A 14,647-nucleotide genomic window follows, 5' to 3' on the forward strand; every position below is an offset into this window, starting at 1 on the left:
GCTCCTTAGAAGACGAAGTCGACGCCGGCGGCGACGACGGTCACGTTCTTGCCATGGCCGGCTGCCGTGACTTCCTTCAGGAAGCCGTCGTTCGCTTGCGGCTTGACGCGGTCGACCTGCACCTTCAGGGCAGCCGACTTGGCGAAGTCCCAGCGCACGCCGATCGTATCGGTCGACTGCTCGCCGCCGGCCAGCAGACCGCGGGTGGCCGCGTTCAGGGCCGGGATGCGCGCCAGCGCGGACGGCACCGTCACGTTCGAGCCTTTGCCGTGCCACTTGGCGTGGGTGTAGTACGGCAGCACCTTGCCGAAGCGGTAGCCGGCCATCGTGTACCACGCGTCGCTGTCGGTCAGGTAGACCGGGTCCTTGGCGCTGCGGCGGCCGTACTCGGCCTGCACGACGATATTGCGCCAGTCGGCCAGCAGGCCGACCGACGTGAAGGCGATGCGCTTGGGTTCGGCGATGGCGATGTCGCGGCCCAGCTGGGCGAAGCCGACGGCCGACAGCGTGTCGGTCAACGAGCTGATCAGTACGGCTTCCGGCGACTTCAGCTTGGCCTGTACGTGCGCAAACCGCAGCGTGACCGGGCCGTGTTCGGCGCTGATGGCGAAGCCGGCCGTGCCTGCCTGGTAGTGCGGTTCGGAGCGGTCCGTGGCCACCCAGACCTTGCCGCGCGCGACGCCGACGACGGCCTGCGCCGTCACATTGGTGTCGCCGAAGCTGTGCTGCCAGTTGACGTCGACGCCATCGGCCGTTTCGATCAGGTTCTGGCCGTACATCTCGATCGGCGGACGCATCATCGTGTTGGCATAGCCCACGTTCTGGTAGTCCGAGATCAGGAACGACGGCACCACCACGCGGCCCAGGCGTACGGCGATTTCGTCGCTGACCTGGTACTTGACAAAGGCCCAGGCCAGTTCGGTGGAGAAGGTCTCGCCGGTCGTCTTGCGCGACAGGATCTGGGTGGTGGCGGACAGCTTGTCGTTGATCGTGTAGGTCGCCTGCAGGCCCAGGTTGGAATCGAGGCCGAAGGTGGTCGTGCCGGCCGTGCCTTCGCGCTGGTTGACGCGGGTGAAGCGGGCGTCTTCCGTATTGCTGCGGGCGGCCGCCAGCGTGCCGAAGCCGCTGATGGTCAGGTTGTCGCCGCCCAGGGTGGCTGCGTGGGCCTGTGGCAGGCAGGTGGCGGCCAGGACGGCTGCGGCGATCAGGGTGTGTTTCATGCTGTGGATCCGATAAGTTGTTCGTTGCACCCGCGACGCGAACGAGCGTGCGGTTTTGTGCGAGAACGCTACCTTAACGGACCGTATGGTGCCGTGCAACAACTATTTCCACATGGATATATCGTAGATAATGTTTATGTTGTTTTTGCGTGTAATATTCAAAACTGAAATATCAGCCATTCAAAACCCGGCGGTGCGGGACACCACGAATTTCACTGCGGACCCATGAAAAAACCCGGCACTTGGCCGGGTTGCGGGGCGAACGCGGGCAGGATCACTGCAGCGTCAGGATCACCTTGACGGTATCGTCCACCGACGACTTGTTGATATAGCCGATGGCCTTGGGATCGTCGGCCACGGCCTTCTTTACCTCGGCATCGGACTTGTATTCCTTCGGTTCGGCCGTGGCTTTACCCGTGAACACCAGCTTCAGCCACGCAGCCTTGACCTGGCTGGCTTCCATGTTCGAGATGCGCTTGTAAAAATCGGTACGGATCGCCGAGCCCTCGGCCTGGTCGATCGGCGTGAACTGGGCCGATTTGCCCAGGAAGAACTGGGCTGCCTGTTCCGAGAACATGCGGCTGGCGGGATTTTTCGGGCTGACGATGACGACAGTCTCGGCCGCGGCCGGCAGGGCGGCCGTCGCCACGGCGGCCAACAGCAGGGATGACAGCAGCTTTTTCATGACTAACTCCTTGAAACTTGTCCGCGCCGAGGGACGACGGTGACGATTGAACGGTAGACGGCGCATTGCACCTTCGGGTTTCTCTACGATATGCGAGAGCCGGGGGCGTATCAATCAAATCCGGCGGAACAATATTTTTAAGAAAACTTAGTGTCGTTTTCCGAGAACTTTGCTGGCAGAAATGACATCGAAGCGCCGTCCGCGCCGCGCATGCTGCAGGTATTACAATAGCGCTTCCATTCATTCGCACGAGAACAAGACCATGGCCGTCAATTCCCCTATTCCTGTCGCCGCCGACCTGAAGCCCGTCGCGGGCATCGAGATCGGTTACGCCCAAGCGGGCATCAAGAAGCCGAACCGCAAGGACGTGCTGGTGATGAAACTGGCCGAAGGCGCCACGGTGGCGGGCGTCTTCACGCTGAACCGCTTCTGCGCCGCGCCGGTGCAGATCTCGAAGGACAACCTGGCCGCCGTCAAGGCCGGCGGCAAGCCGATCCGCGCGCTGCTGGTCAACACGGGCAACGCCAATGCCGGCACCGGCGAGGCCGGCCTGGCCAACGCCAAGGCCACCTGCGACGCGCTGGCGCGCGAACTGGGCCTGGACGCGCAGCAGATCCTGCCGTTCTCCACCGGCGTGATCCTGGAGCCGCTGCCGGTCGAGAAGATCAAGGCCGGCCTGCCGGCCGCCGTGCAGAACCTGCAGGCGGATAACTGGTTCAACGCGGCCGAAGCGATCATGACGACGGACACGCAGCCGAAAGCCGGCTCGCGCACGGTGACGATCGCCGGCCACACCGTCACGCTGACGGGCATCAGCAAGGGTGCCGGCATGATCAAGCCGAACATGGCAACGATGCTGGGCTACCTGGCGTTCGACGCGAAGGTGGCGCAGCCGGTGCTGGACCAGCTGGTCAAGGAGGCCGCGGACCAGTCGTTCAACTGCATCACGATCGACGGCGATACGTCCACCAACGACTCCTTCATGCTGATCGCCACCGGCGCCGGCACGCTGGAAGTGAACTCGGTCGATTCGCCCGAATACCGCGAACTGGCGGCGGCCGTCACGGAGCTGTCCGTGTTCCTGGCCCAGGCCATCATCCGCGACGGCGAAGGCGCCACCAAGTTCATCACCATCACGGTGGAAGAGGGCGAGTCGGTCGAGGAGTGCCGCAAGATCGCCTACTCGATCGCCCATTCGCCGCTGGTCAAGACGGCCTTCTTCGCCTCCGACCCGAACCTGGGCCGCATCCTGGCCGCGATCGGCTATGCCGGCGTGGACCTGGACGTCTCGAAGATCAACCTGTGGCTGGACGACGTATGGGTCGCGAAAGACGGCGGCCGCAACCCTGACTACAAGGAAGAGGACGGCCAGCGCGTCATGAAGCAGAGCGAGATCGCCGTACGCGTCAAGCTGGCGCGCGGTGCCGCCCGCGCTACCGTGTACACCTGCGACCTGTCGCACGACTACGTGTCGATCAACGCCGACTACCGTTCCTGATGACGTCACTGGAGCAATTCCTGGCCCGTGCCGAACAGGTGCTGGTGCGGGTCGAGGCGCTGCTGCCGCCGGCCGTGCCGGCGCCGGACTGGCACGCGGCCAGCGCCTTCCGCTGGCGCAAGCGCGGCACCGGTGCCGGCTGGCTGCAACCGGTCACGCACGCCTCGCGCATCGCACTGGACGACCTGCACAACGTCTCGGCCCAGAAAGCGCAGATCGAGCAGAACACCTTGCAGTTCGTGCAGGGCCGGCCCGCCAACAACGTGCTGCTGACGGGCGCGCGCGGCACCGGCAAGTCGTCGCTGATCAAGGCATGCCTGAACCGCTTCGCCGCCGACGGCCTGCGCCTGATCGAGGTGGACAAGGCCGACCTGGCCGACCTGCCGGACATCATCGACCTGGTGGCGGGACGCCCCGAAAAATTCGTCGTGTTCTGCGACGACCTGTCGTTCGAGGAAGGCGAGAGCGGCTACAAGGCGCTGAAGGTGGCGCTGGACGGCTCCATCACGGCGCAGTCGGACAATGTGCTGATCTACGCCACCTCGAACCGGCGCCACCTGATGCCGGAGCGGATGTCGGACAACGCCAGCTACCGCCACGACGAGGATGGCGACCTGCATCCGGGCGAGACGGTGGAGGAGAAGATCTCGCTGTCGGAACGCTTCGGCCTGTGGCTGTCGTTCTACCCGTTCAAGCAGGACGACTACCTGGACATCGTGGCGCACTGGCTGGCGTCGTTCGGCTGCACGCCCGGGCAGATCGAGGAAGCCCGTGGCGACGCCTTGCGCTGGGCGCTGCAGCGCGGCTCCCGTTCGGGCCGCGTGGCCTGGCAGTTCGCGCGCGACTATGCAGGGAAGCTGGCATGACGGCACCGGTGAAACCGATCGACGTGGCGGTCGGCATCCTGATGAAGCCGAATGGCGACGTGCTGCTGGGCCAGCGCCCGCCCGGCAAGCCGTACGCGGGCTACTGGGAGTTCCCGGGCGGGAAAGTGGACCCGGGCGAGACCGTCCTGGAAGCGCTCAAGCGCGAGTTCATGGAGGAGCTGGGCATCGAGGTGTTGTCGGCCGACGAGTGGTGCGGTGTCGAACACGTCTATGAACATGCCCACGTGCGGCTGCACTTCTTCATCAGCCGCGACTGGCGCGGCGAACCGCAAAGCCTGGAAGGCCAGGCCTTCGCCTGGCAGGGCGAGGTCGGCGTGGAGCCGCTGCTGCCGGCCACGATTCCGCTGTTGCAGTGGATTTCACGGGACGCCTGCAGCACTGTTGACGCATAAACACCGGTGTCAGGCACCTATCTCGGGGCCGCACGGCCCCGAGATAGGTGCCTGACACCTGGGGTTCAAAGGCCAGCGGCTACAGCGGCAAGCCGCTCCCCCAGCCCCGCGCCATCCCACTGACCAGTGCCGCCGTCGGCGTCCCGGCCGCACGCGCATCGCGCCGCCGGCATTGCTCTTCGTCCGTGATGAACAGGTCCGCGGCGAACTGCCGCGCCCCCAACGCCTGCGCCTGCGTCTTGGGTGCGCGTAGAGCGGTAAACGCGGCCAGCGCCGCGTCGATGCCGTCGTGCGCCGCCAGGCAGCGCGGCAGATGCCACGCGTCTTCCAGCGCCTGGGCCGCGCCCTGGCCGGAAGTCGGCAGCGAGGCATGGGCCGCGTCGCCCAGCATCAGCACATTGGCGCGGTGCCAGCACGGCACAGGATCGACGTCGTGCACCGCAATCAGGCTGACCTTTTCACGCGGCGTCGCGCGCAGCAGCGTCGGAATCGGCGCCGGCCAGTCGGCGAAGCGTTCGTACAACGCGTCGAAGGCGGGCAACCGTTGCAGGTCCGGCGCCGCCGCGGCGGCGGCCCAGTAGAGCTTGCGCGGGCCGATGGCAACCGCGCCGAAACGCTCGCCTATCCCCCAGAAATCCTGCACGCCCGGCTCGTCCACCAGGTCCCGTTCCAGCTCCACCGCACCGACCCAGTTGACGAAACCCTGATAGCGCGGCTGGTTCTCGCCCAGCACGAAGTGCCGGGAGATCGAGTGCTTGCGGCCGTCCGCGCCGACCAGCAGGTCCGCGGTGATGGTGCCGCCGTCGGCACGCTCCAGCCAGGCACCCGTGTCGTCGCCGCGCAGCGTCATGCCGGCCACGCCGTAATGGACCACGACGCCGTGCCGTGCCAGCCAGTCGGCCAGAATGCGCATCAGGTCGCGCCGCAGCACGGCATGGCTGCGATATCCCATCTCCCGGTCCAGCTGGCCGATGTCCAGCGACTGCAGGAGCCGTCCGGCGCGGTCCAGCCGGCGCATCGCACCCGGCACCCCGCCAACGGCGGCCACCGCCGGCAGCAGTCCCAGCTCATCCAGGACGAAGGCGGCATTGGGCCACAGCACCATGCCGCCGCCGGCGCCATAAGGGTCCGGATTGCGCTCGTACACAGCGACGCGGTGTCCGGCGCGGGTCAGCGCAATGGCGCTGGCCAGGCCGGCAATGCCAGCGCCAATAATCACGATCCTCATTTTCAATCCCGCCTTGAAAAACCCGCCAGTATTAACGGGAAAACACCAGATTATAAACCTGTAATTTTCTACAGCTTCGATAGCTCGGCATTTGCCCCCAAACTCCTGGTTGCGAAAAAGATAATTATTACTAGGGAAGCTAAAATGCAAGCAGGGATTGAAGCGCTGCGCCCGCAACCTGAGGCGACGGCTCCGCTCGACAGTGGCCAGCTGGTTATCGACAAGCTGTATATCAGCGCGACCAGCAATGCCGCCGAGCGTTTCGGTTGCGCTTTTCCGCGCCAGCCCCGCCCGGACAGCGCAGGTATCGCCGCGCAATTACAGAAATCCAAACGTCTCAGCAGTTTGAGCCGGAAGGTCCTGCGCCACCTGCTCACCCACCACGACGTGGGACAGTTCGATTATTCGGTGTTTTGTTCCCGTTTTGGTGAGCTGGCCAGCATCGAAGAAAACAACCGCTGCAATGTCGCACGCGAAGAACTGTCGCCTTCCAATTTTTCCTATTCGGTACAGAACGCGCTGGCCGGCCAGCTGTCCATCCTGCTCGGCTCGCGCCGTCCCAGCAGTTCGATTTCGGCCGGCACTTTCGTGGTACGCAATGCCTTGATGGATGCGCAGGCATTCCTGTTTGACCAGCCCGAGGCACGCCGCGTACTGGCGGTGTTTTACGACGGCGATATTCCGCCGCGCTTTCATGCCGAATTTGCCGGCTGGCCGCATGACTACGTCGTTTCGTGCGGTTTGCGCCGCGCCCTGCCCGGCGAAGCGGGGGCGTTCACACCGGCGCAGCAGTTCTCTTCGCCAACCGCGGCCGCCCAGATTTCAGCCTTGCTCGAGCTGGCCGGGCCGGCTGCCAACCAAGTCATCCATGAATGGGAGTAAATATGTCCGATATTGAGCAAAGGATTCAAAAAGCGCTGCAGGCGGCGATCCAGATCGACGGCGGGCCGATTACCGATGACGAAGATTTTTTCGACGGCCGGCTGGAACTCGATTCGATCGACGTGCTGGAGATCGTCATCGCCATCAAAAAGGAATTCAAGATCGACCTGAAATTGAAGACCGACGACAAGGCCGGCGTATTCCGCAACCTGCGGCAACTGCGTGAAATGGTCGAGTCACGCATGGCGGAAGCCGCATAGTGGCAACGCTGAACCAGGAACTGGTCGCGCGGTTCGACGATGGACGCACGATCCATCGCGAGCAGGCTGGCAGGGCCATCGCCGGCGTCATGGCGGCCCTGCCCGCGGCGCCCGGCGCCATCCTGCTCAACTGCCAGTGCAGTTACCGCTTCTATGTCGCCCTGCTGGCTTGCCTGGCGGCGGGCCGCCAGGTAGTACTGCTGCCGAATGCCCTGCCAGCCGTGGCTGCGCGCTATCGGGACCAGTATGGCAGCGTGATCGACGATGCCGACGATGTGCTGCGCCTGCGTTACGGCAGCAGCGACGTCACTCTGCTGGAGTCGCAAGGCGCGGCGTGGCATGGCCAGCTCGATCCAGCCGGAGCGGTCCTGCTGTACACCTCCGGGTCGACCGGCGAGCCGAAAAAAGTCGTCAAGACGGTGGCCGGCCTGATGGCCGAGGTAAGCGACCTGCAGAGCCTGTTTCTGGGGGCGCCGCCGCGACTGCTTGCCGCCACCGTGCCGCATTACCACCTGTATGGCCTGCTGTTCCGGATACTGCTGCCATTCCAGTCCGGCTACCCGTTCCTTGCCAGCACCATCCGCTCGCCGGCCGAACTGGCGGAGCTGGACAGTTATGTGCTGGTCAGCAGCCCGGCATTCCTGCGCCGCCTGACGGAGCAGGAGCCGCTTGGCGGTGCGGCCCTGGTGTTCTCGTCGGGCGGTGCCTTGCTGCCGGACGAGGAACTGCTCGTCCAACAAGTATTTGGCGCGCCGTGCTTCGAAATCTACGGCAGCAGCGAGACGGGTGGTATCGGCTACCGCCGCGCCCGGGCCGGACAGCATCTATGGACGCTGCCCGGTACCGAGGTGCGGGCCGGTGCCGATGGCCGGCTGTGGCTGTGGTCGCGCTATTGCGCCGAAACGGGCTGGGTCGAGCGCGACGACTTGATCGAGCTGCATGCCGACGGCAGTTTTCGCGTGCTGGGCCGGGCCGACGATATCGTCAAGATCGAGGAGAAACGCATCTCGCTGGGCCACCTCGCCAGCCTGATCCGCGCCACGTCGCCGGCGATCCGCACCGCGCGCCTGCTGGTGTACGACGAACCCATGCGCAAGCGCCTGGCGGCGGTCGTGGTGGTCGACGCGGCCGTGCCGGAAAGCCAGTTCGCACGCATCGAACAGGTCGCCAAGGCCGCGCTGCAAGGCCAGGTCGAGCGCATGTTCATACCGCGCAAGTGGAAGGTGGTGCACGAGGCGGTGCTCGATGCCATGGGCAAGCTGTCCCGCTCGACCATGCTGGAACTGATGCATGAGTGAGCGTGCCGTAACCCTGCCGGGAGAAGCGTTGCACTTCGCGCCGGACGCGCCGTATTACGACGGCCACTTCGAGGGCAACCCGATAACGCCCGCCATAGCACAGATCGGCGCATGCCTGGCGCGGTTGGCGCCCTACGCCGCCGATCTGGGGCGCAGCGCACGGCCGCTGGCAGCCCGGTTTTATGCGGTGATCGCACCTGGCGACACCATCTTTTTGACGTGGAAACTCGGGCAGGACGGCGCCGTCGAAGCGGCGCTGTACCGGTCGGAGCAGTTGTGTTCACGCATTACTTTCGAGCTGGCCGACGCCGGCGGAGGACTCTAGCATCATGAAAAAAACTTTAACGATTTCGCAGCAGCGCCTGACGATCGAAGATATCGTCGACCTCAGCCAGCAGCGCGTAAGCCTGGCATTGTCGACCGATGCCGCGTTCCAGCAACGCATCAAGAAAGGCGCCGATTTCCTCGACCGCCTGCTGGAAACCGAGGGCGAGATTTATGGCGTCACCACCGGCTATGGCGACTCGGTGACGCGCCAAGTGTCGCGCGACCTGATCGAGCAGCTGCCCGTCAACCTGTTGCGCTTCCACGGCTGCGGCCTGGGCGAGCACTTCGACCTGGAAACCTCGCGGGCCATCATGGCGGCGCGCCTGGCATCGCTGTCGCGCGGCTATTCCGGCGTGACGCCGGCGCTGCTGCAGCAGCTTGCCAGTATGCTCGAGCACGACATCATTCCACTGATCCCGCAAGAGGGTTCCGTGGGCGCCAGCGGCGACCTGACCCCGTTGTCCTACGTGGCGGCGGCGATGATCGGCGAGCGCGACGTGTACTTCCGCGGCCAGGTACGCCCGAGCGCCGAGGCGCTGGCCGAATGCGGGCTGACCCCATTGCGCCTGCGCCCCAAGGAAGGGCTGGCGATGATGAACGGCACGGCGGTGATGACGGCGCTGGCCTGCCTGGCCTTCAAGCGCGCGCAATATCTGAGCCGGTTGTGCACGCGCACCACGGCACTGGCCGCGATCGCCCTGAAGAGCAACCTGCACCACTTCGACGAAGATCTGTTCAAGGCCAAGCCGCACCCGGGCCTGCAGCGCATCGCCGCGCTGATCCGCGCCGACTTGATGCCGCAGCAAAATCAGGCCGAGCGCTTGCAGGACCGCTACTCGATCCGTTGCGCGCCCCATGTGATCGGTGTGCTGGAAGACAGCATGGAGCACTTCCGCGCCGTCATCGAGAACGAGCTCAACAGTGCAAACGACAACCCGCTGCTCGATCCGGACAAGGAAAAGCTGCTCCATGGCGGCCACTTCTACGGCGGCCACATCGCGCACGTGATGGATACGCTCAAGACCCAGGTGGGCAACCTGGCCGACCTGATGGACCGCCAACTGGCGCTGCTGGTGGACACACGCTACAACAACGGCATGACGTCGAACCTGTCGCTGCCGGACCCGAGCCGGGCATCGATCAACCACGGCTTCAAGGCCGTGCAGATCGGCGTGTCGGCGTGGACCGCGGAAGCGCTGCACAACTGCATGCCGGCCAGCGTGTTCTCGCGCTCGACCGAATGCCACAACCAGGACAAGGTCAGCATGGGCACGATCGCCGCGCGCAGCTGCATCCGGGTGATCGAACTGGTGGAGCAGGTGCAGGCTGCGATGGTGCTGGCCACCACCCAGGCCATCGCCGTGCGGCGCCAGGTCGAGCCGGGCATCAGCCTGCCGATCGGCCTGGACGCGCACGGTTTCGTCGAGACCGTCGAAGCGGACTTCGCCCTGGTGGGCGAGGACCGTCCGCTGGAACCGGACCTGCGCCGCTTCGTCGCACACATCCGCGACCAACGCTGGACCCTGCCGGCATGAGGCATTGCTACATCCACGGCATGGGCGTGGCCAGCGCGGCCGGCGTCGGGCAAGATGCCCTGTACGCCAGCCTGCTGAGCGGCAGGCAGGACGGTTTCGTCGAGTCGGCGCCGCTGTGGAGCGGACGCCGCGCCACTATCGGCGTGGTCGCCCAGGCATTGCCGCCGCTGCCGGCGCGGCTGGCACGCTTCGCCAGCCGCACCAACACGCTGCTGCATGCGGCACTGGAGCAGGCGGCCGGCGCCATTCATGCAGCCGTCGAACGCCATGGCGCCGACCGGGTCGGCGTCATCATGGGGTCGTGCACGGCAGGATTCCAGGAAGCCGACCGGGCCCGCGCGGCCGAGGCAGGCGGCACGCCGCCGCCCGGCTACCGTCACGACATCGAGCTGATGGACAGTGTCGCGGCGATGGCGGCCGCCTACGCGGGCGCTACCGGTCCGACCGTGACGGTCAGCACCGCCTGCACCTCGTCCGGCAAGGCCATCGCGATGGGGCTGCGCCTGATCCGCAGCGGCCAGCTCGACGCCGTCATCGTGGGCGGCGCGGACAGCCATTCGCTGTCGACGCTGAACGGCTTCGATTGCCTGGCCTCGATCGCCGACGGCATGTGCCAGCCGTTCGGGCAGGCGCGCAACGGCATCAACCTCGGCGAGGCAGCGGCAGTGCTGGTACTGAGCGCCGACCCCGCGCCGCTGCAATTGATGGGGGCCGGCGAAAGTTCCGATGGTCACCATATCTCGGCACCCGACCCCGAGGGACGCGGCGCCGAACTGGCCATCCGCCGCGCGCTGGCCAGCGCCAATGTCGCGCCGGCCGAGGTGGGCTACCTGAACCTGCATGGCACCGCGACCGTGCAGAACGACGAGGTCGAGGCGGCCGCCGTCCACCGCGTGTTCGGCGCCGGCGTGGCATGCAGCTCGACCAAGAACCTGACCGGCCATACGCTGGGCGCCGCCTCGGCGCTGGAGCTGGTGGCTTGCGCCACGATGCTCGAGCGCGGCCATGGCACCGTGCCGGTGATTCCGCAACATGGCGACTACCCGCGCGACGCCGACCTGGCCCCGATCGCGCTGGCCCGGCCGGGCCAGCACAGCGAGCGCACGGTGTTCGCCTCGACTTCGTTCGCTTTCGGTGGCAGCAATGTCTGCCTGGTGATCGGCAGGAGCGCCCATGGCCATGCATGACGCGGCACCATATCTGCCGCATGGCGGCGCGATGCGCCTGATCGACCGGATCGCCGACGATGGCAGCGCGTACGCCACGATCCGGGCCGACAACCCGTTCCTGCTGCCGGCCGGACTGCCGGCCTGGGTCGGTCTCGAATACATGGCGCAGGGCGTCGCGGCGGCCCACAACCTGCGCGCGCGCCGAGCCGGCGCGTCCCGGCCCGGTGTGATCACCTCGTTCAAGGCGCTGCGCTGCCAGCGCGAGTGGCTCGATCCGGCGCTGGGCCTGACCGTCAGCAGCGAACTGCTGCATGCGGACGGCGGCCACGCCGTCAGCGCATGCCGCTTGTGGCAGGGCGGCCAGGAGGTGGCGTCGGTCACGCTCTATACCAAGGAACACGATGCAGGAGGGCAGGCATGAGTAATCCCGTGCGCAAGATACTGGTGACCGGCGCCAGCCGCGGCATCGGCCGCGCGATCGCCGTGCGGCTGGCCGCCGACGGTTTCCATGTGGTGTGCCACTACGGCAGCGACCAGCAGGGCGCGCTCGCTACGCTCGGCCTGATCGGGGGCGAGCGTCAGCGTGACCTGCTGTGCTTCGACGTCAGCGACGGCGACGCCACCCGCGCGGTGCTGGACGAGCATATCGAGCGCCACGGCGCATTCTGGGGTGTCGTGGCGAACGCCGGCATGCGCGCCGACGCCGTCTTTGCCGGCATGGCGCGCACGGACTGGCAGCGCGTGCTGGACGTCAACCTGAGCGGCTTCTTCAACGTGGTCCAGCCCCTGGTGCAACCGATGCTGCGCCTGCGCGACGGTGGCCGCATTCTCGGCGTGTCCTCGCTGTCCTCGTCGGTCGGTGTGCCTGGCCAGGCCAACTATTCCGCCAGCAAGGCGGGCATGGAGGCTGCCGCGCGCGCCCTGGCGGTGGAGCTGGCGCGCCGCCGCATCACCGTCAACTGCCTCCTGCCGGGCTATATCGCGACCGACATGCTGGGCGCGGCCGACCTGGAGGCGCTGGCGGAGCGGGTGCCGCTGCGTCGGCTCGGCCAGCCGGACGAAGTGGCCGCGCTGGCCGGTTTCCTGTGCGGCGAAGCGGCCGGCTACATCACCAAACAATCAATACGCATCGATGGAGGCATAGGATGAAGGAACGTACCATCTTGATATCCGGCGGTACCGCCGGGCTGGGCCTGGAACTGGCCCAACTGCTGGCGCAGGACAACCGGGTGATCGTGTTCGGGCGCACGCCCGGCGCGGCGACGCCCGGCCAGCGCTTCGAACAATTCACCGCCGACGTGGCCGATCTCGATAGCCTGCTGCGCCTGCGCGAGGCCCTGGCGCAGCGCCAGGTCGTGGTCGATGTGTTGATCAACAATGCCGGCGTATTCGACAGCGGCGACGTGTTCAAGCCTGCCGCACATGCCGCGAGCGAGACGATCGTCGCCACCAACATCACCGGGCCGCTGAACCTGCTGCGCGTGTTCAATGACGACCTGGCGCGTTCGCGTAACCCCGTCGTGGTCAACATGTCGTCGGTGCTGGCTTACGCGCCGGCCGGCTTCTGCCCCGTCTATTCCGGCAGCAAGGCTTTCCTGTCCGCGTTCAGCAAGGGCTTGCGCGCGGCCGGCAGCGCGCGTGGCCTGCGGGTGGTCGAAGTCGTGCTGCCGATGCTCGACACCAGCATGACCAGCGCCATCCGCATCGCCGGCCTGAACAAGCTGGCGCCGCGCGCGGCCGCCGAGCAGATCGTGCGCGAGCTGGCCGCCAACGCCAGCCAGATCCGCATCGGCGAAGCCGGCATCGTCATGAAACTGCTGCGCCTCATCCCGGCCCGCATCCAGGCGCGCTTCGACGCCATCAGCCAACAGTACCTCAAGGACCAGCCATTGTGAACGCTCCCGCCAATCCATTCCTGAGCAAGCCGATCGGCCGGCTCTACCTGCAAACCGGCCTGCCCATCGTGGTGGTGCTGTTGATCAACGGCCTGTACAACGTGATCAATGCCTGGTTCCTCGGCAACTACGTCGACAAGCAGGCCCTCGCGGCCGTGACGCTGGTGTTCCCGCTGCAATTGGCCCTGTTCGCCATGGCGACGCTGGTCGCCAGCGGCATGGCATCCGTGCTGGCACGCCGTTTCGGCGCGCGCGACATCGCCGGCGCCTCGCAGGCCTTCACCAGCGCGCTGGTCCTGGTGCTGATCATCATGGCGCTGGTCAATCTCGGTTTCGCGCTGGGCGGCGACGCGCTGATCGCCCGCATCTGCGGCGACCTGCCGCACGTGAACGCACTGGCGACCAGTTACATCTCGCTGCTGGTGTACTGCGCGCCGATCCTGGGGCTGCTGGTCGTCAATACCGACGCCCTGCGTTCGGAGGGCAAGATCCAGTTCATGAGCAGCTGCATGCTGGCCTCGGCACTGCTCAACGTGCTGCTCGACTATGTGCTGATCGTCCGCCTGCACCAGGGCGTGGCGGCGGCCGCGCTGGCGACGGTACTGTCGCAGTCCGCCTCGCTGAGCGCCATCGTGCTGTTCCGCCTGCGCGGCAAATCCAGCCTACGCCTGCACTTCGGCGGCCTGACGGTGCTGAAGCGCCATGCGGCCGAAATGCTGCCCCTGGGCGTGCCGATGAGCCTGTCGCACGTCGGTGTCGCGATCCAGGTCGGGATGGTCAATTACGCCCTGAAGAACTGGGCCTGGGTCGACTATCCGACGCTGGTGGGCGCCTATGGCATCGTGACGCGCCTGATGACGCTGGCCATCATGCCGTTGATCGGCCTGAACGTCGCCTTCCAGACGATCCTGGGCAATAACTTCGGCGCCGGTATCAAGGCCCGCGTGGACGCCACAGTCAGCGTCGGCCTGAAAATCGCCGTGGCCTACTGCGCCACGGTCACGCTGCTGTTCGTGCTGGCCGCTGGCGCGCTCGGTGCCGGCTTCGTCGACGACGCGGCAATGGCGGCCCAGGTGGCGCGGTTGACGCGGATCGTGGTGGCCGGCTTCGTGCTGTTCGGCGCGGCGATGATCATCGGCAGCTACTTCCAGGCGATCGGCAAGCCGAAATACGCGATCCTGCTGTCGACGGCCAAGAACTACCTGATCATCGTGCCGCTGCTGCTGCTGATGCCGGCGGCGATCGGCGAGCCCGGTATCTGGTACGCGTTCCCGCTGTCGGACATCCTGACCGCGCTGCTGGCTCTGGCCGTATTGAACCGCAACGCCAGCCGGTCCGGTGCCCGCCTGGGCCTGTACTCGAACGTCTGAG

At 66.2% G+C, this 14,647-nt stretch carries 16 protein-coding genes; 13 read left to right on the forward strand and 3 right to left on the reverse strand.

Translation table 11 applies throughout. The features are described 5' to 3' along the window. Positions 1-5: 5 nt before the first annotated feature. Together E7V67_004255 and E7V67_004260 are read right to left on the reverse strand one after the other, a co-directional pair. Positions 6-1,220 carry a porin gene (locus E7V67_004255; protein WUR14322.1) on the reverse strand — a complete coding sequence of 405 codons (1,215 nt, stop codon included), beginning with the start codon at positions 1,218-1,220 and terminating at the stop codon, positions 6-8. Between the two features lie 274 nt (positions 1,221-1,494). Beyond that, a complete protein-coding gene (locus tag E7V67_004260; protein WUR14323.1) occupies positions 1,495-1,905 on the reverse strand; it encodes a hypothetical protein in 411 nt (136 codons plus the stop codon). Positions 1,906-2,167: 262 nt separating this feature from the next. Here E7V67_004260 and argJ point away from each other — a divergent pair, with 262 nt between their 5' ends. From argJ to E7V67_004275, 3 genes are read left to right on the forward strand one after another with little or no spacing between them, the layout of a single operon-like run. After that, positions 2,168-3,403, forward strand: a complete 1,236-nt coding sequence (gene argJ / locus E7V67_004265; protein ID WUR14324.1) for a bifunctional glutamate N-acetyltransferase/amino-acid acetyltransferase ArgJ — start codon at positions 2,168-2,170, stop codon at positions 3,401-3,403. Further along, positions 3,403-4,269 (forward strand): ATP-binding protein, encoded by an 867-nt coding sequence (locus E7V67_004270; protein ID WUR14325.1) that lies wholly within the window; start codon positions 3,403-3,405, stop codon positions 4,267-4,269. The genes argJ and E7V67_004270 overlap by 1 nt, the downstream gene beginning before the upstream one ends. Next, on the forward strand, positions 4,266-4,682 hold the full coding sequence (locus E7V67_004275) for an NUDIX domain-containing protein (protein ID WUR14326.1): 417 nt from the start codon (positions 4,266-4,268) through the stop codon (positions 4,680-4,682). The genes E7V67_004270 and E7V67_004275 overlap by 4 nt, the downstream gene beginning before the upstream one ends. A 79-nt stretch (positions 4,683-4,761) precedes the next feature. On the opposite strand, the gene E7V67_004280 is transcribed toward E7V67_004275, so the two are convergent. Continuing rightward, positions 4,762-5,910, reverse strand: coding sequence for an FAD-dependent oxidoreductase (locus E7V67_004280; protein WUR14327.1), 1,149 nt, complete (start codon positions 5,908-5,910; stop codon positions 4,762-4,764). Between the two features lie 144 nt (positions 5,911-6,054). Between E7V67_004280 and E7V67_004285 the strand changes: the two genes are divergently transcribed. The 10 genes from E7V67_004285 to E7V67_004330 are packed head-to-tail and all read left to right on the forward strand — an operon-like array spanning position 6,055 to position 14,646. Continuing rightward, entirely contained in the window at positions 6,055-6,792 is a 738-nt protein-coding gene (locus E7V67_004285) for a beta-ketoacyl synthase chain length factor (protein WUR14328.1), read from the forward strand. A gap of 2 nt (positions 6,793-6,794) precedes the next feature. Further along, positions 6,795-7,052 (forward strand): acyl carrier protein, encoded by a 258-nt coding sequence (locus E7V67_004290; protein WUR14329.1) that lies wholly within the window; start codon positions 6,795-6,797, stop codon positions 7,050-7,052. Continuing rightward, entirely contained in the window at positions 7,052-8,350 is a 1,299-nt protein-coding gene (locus tag E7V67_004295; GenBank protein ID WUR14330.1) for a class I adenylate-forming enzyme family protein, read from the forward strand. Before E7V67_004290 ends, E7V67_004295 begins: the two co-directional genes overlap by 1 nt. Continuing rightward, the gene (locus E7V67_004300) at positions 8,343-8,675 is read left to right on the forward strand and encodes a hypothetical protein (protein WUR14331.1); all 333 of its coding nucleotides are present in this window, start codon (positions 8,343-8,345) and stop codon (positions 8,673-8,675) included. The genes E7V67_004295 and E7V67_004300 overlap by 8 nt, the downstream gene beginning before the upstream one ends. Before the next feature lie 4 nt (positions 8,676-8,679). After that, on the forward strand, positions 8,680-10,212 hold the full coding sequence (locus E7V67_004305) for an aromatic amino acid ammonia-lyase (protein ID WUR14332.1): 1,533 nt from the start codon (positions 8,680-8,682) through the stop codon (positions 10,210-10,212). Beyond that, positions 10,209-11,399 carry a beta-ketoacyl-ACP synthase gene (locus E7V67_004310; protein WUR14333.1) on the forward strand — a complete coding sequence of 397 codons (1,191 nt, stop codon included), beginning with the start codon at positions 10,209-10,211 and terminating at the stop codon, positions 11,397-11,399. Before E7V67_004305 ends, E7V67_004310 begins: the two co-directional genes overlap by 4 nt. Continuing rightward, on the forward strand, positions 11,386-11,802 hold the full coding sequence (locus E7V67_004315; protein WUR14334.1) for a hypothetical protein: 417 nt from the start codon (positions 11,386-11,388) through the stop codon (positions 11,800-11,802). The genes E7V67_004310 and E7V67_004315 overlap by 14 nt, the downstream gene beginning before the upstream one ends. Continuing rightward, positions 11,799-12,530, forward strand: coding sequence for a 3-oxoacyl-ACP reductase FabG (gene fabG, locus E7V67_004320; protein ID WUR14335.1), 732 nt, complete (start codon positions 11,799-11,801; stop codon positions 12,528-12,530). Before E7V67_004315 ends, fabG begins: the two co-directional genes overlap by 4 nt. Then, the gene (locus E7V67_004325; GenBank protein WUR14336.1) at positions 12,527-13,276 is read left to right on the forward strand and encodes an SDR family NAD(P)-dependent oxidoreductase; all 750 of its coding nucleotides are present in this window, start codon (positions 12,527-12,529) and stop codon (positions 13,274-13,276) included. The genes fabG and E7V67_004325 overlap by 4 nt, the downstream gene beginning before the upstream one ends. After that, positions 13,273-14,646, forward strand: coding sequence for an MATE family efflux transporter (locus tag E7V67_004330; protein ID WUR14337.1), 1,374 nt, complete (start codon positions 13,273-13,275; stop codon positions 14,644-14,646). The genes E7V67_004325 and E7V67_004330 overlap by 4 nt, the downstream gene beginning before the upstream one ends. Position 14,647 lies beyond the last annotated feature (1 nt).

This window comes from [Empedobacter] haloabium (assembly GCA_008011715.2).
Classification (GTDB): Bacteria; Pseudomonadota; Gammaproteobacteria; order Burkholderiales; family Burkholderiaceae_D; genus Rugamonas; species Rugamonas haloabia.

Excerpts from the sequence above, each read along its gene's own strand:
- E7V67_004305 (WUR14332.1), top strand. The coding sequence starts at position 8,680 with ATGAAAAAAACTTTAACGATTTCGCAGCAGCGCCTGACGATCGAAGAT.
- fabG (WUR14335.1), top strand. The coding sequence starts at position 11,799 with ATGAGTAATCCCGTGCGCAAGATACTGGTGACCGGCGCCAGCCGCGGC.
- E7V67_004260 (WUR14323.1), bottom strand. The coding sequence starts at position 1,905 with ATGAAAAAGCTGCTGTCATCCCTGCTGTTGGCCGCCGTGGCGACGGCC.
- argJ (WUR14324.1), top strand. The coding sequence starts at position 2,168 with ATGGCCGTCAATTCCCCTATTCCTGTCGCCGCCGACCTGAAGCCCGTC.
- E7V67_004290 (WUR14329.1), top strand. The coding sequence starts at position 6,795 with ATGTCCGATATTGAGCAAAGGATTCAAAAAGCGCTGCAGGCGGCGATC.
- E7V67_004280 (WUR14327.1), bottom strand. The coding sequence starts at position 5,910 with ATGAGGATCGTGATTATTGGCGCTGGCATTGCCGGCCTGGCCAGCGCC.
- E7V67_004310 (WUR14333.1), top strand. The coding sequence starts at position 10,209 with ATGAGGCATTGCTACATCCACGGCATGGGCGTGGCCAGCGCGGCCGGC.
- E7V67_004270 (WUR14325.1), top strand. The coding sequence starts at position 3,403 with ATGACGTCACTGGAGCAATTCCTGGCCCGTGCCGAACAGGTGCTGGTG.
- E7V67_004275 (WUR14326.1), top strand. The coding sequence starts at position 4,266 with ATGACGGCACCGGTGAAACCGATCGACGTGGCGGTCGGCATCCTGATG.
- E7V67_004315 (WUR14334.1), top strand. The coding sequence starts at position 11,386 with ATGGCCATGCATGACGCGGCACCATATCTGCCGCATGGCGGCGCGATG.
- E7V67_004285 (WUR14328.1), top strand. The coding sequence starts at position 6,055 with ATGCAAGCAGGGATTGAAGCGCTGCGCCCGCAACCTGAGGCGACGGCT.
- E7V67_004325 (WUR14336.1), top strand. The coding sequence starts at position 12,527 with ATGAAGGAACGTACCATCTTGATATCCGGCGGTACCGCCGGGCTGGGC.
- E7V67_004300 (WUR14331.1), top strand. The coding sequence starts at position 8,343 with ATGAGTGAGCGTGCCGTAACCCTGCCGGGAGAAGCGTTGCACTTCGCG.
- E7V67_004255 (WUR14322.1), bottom strand. The coding sequence starts at position 1,220 with ATGAAACACACCCTGATCGCCGCAGCCGTCCTGGCCGCCACCTGCCTG.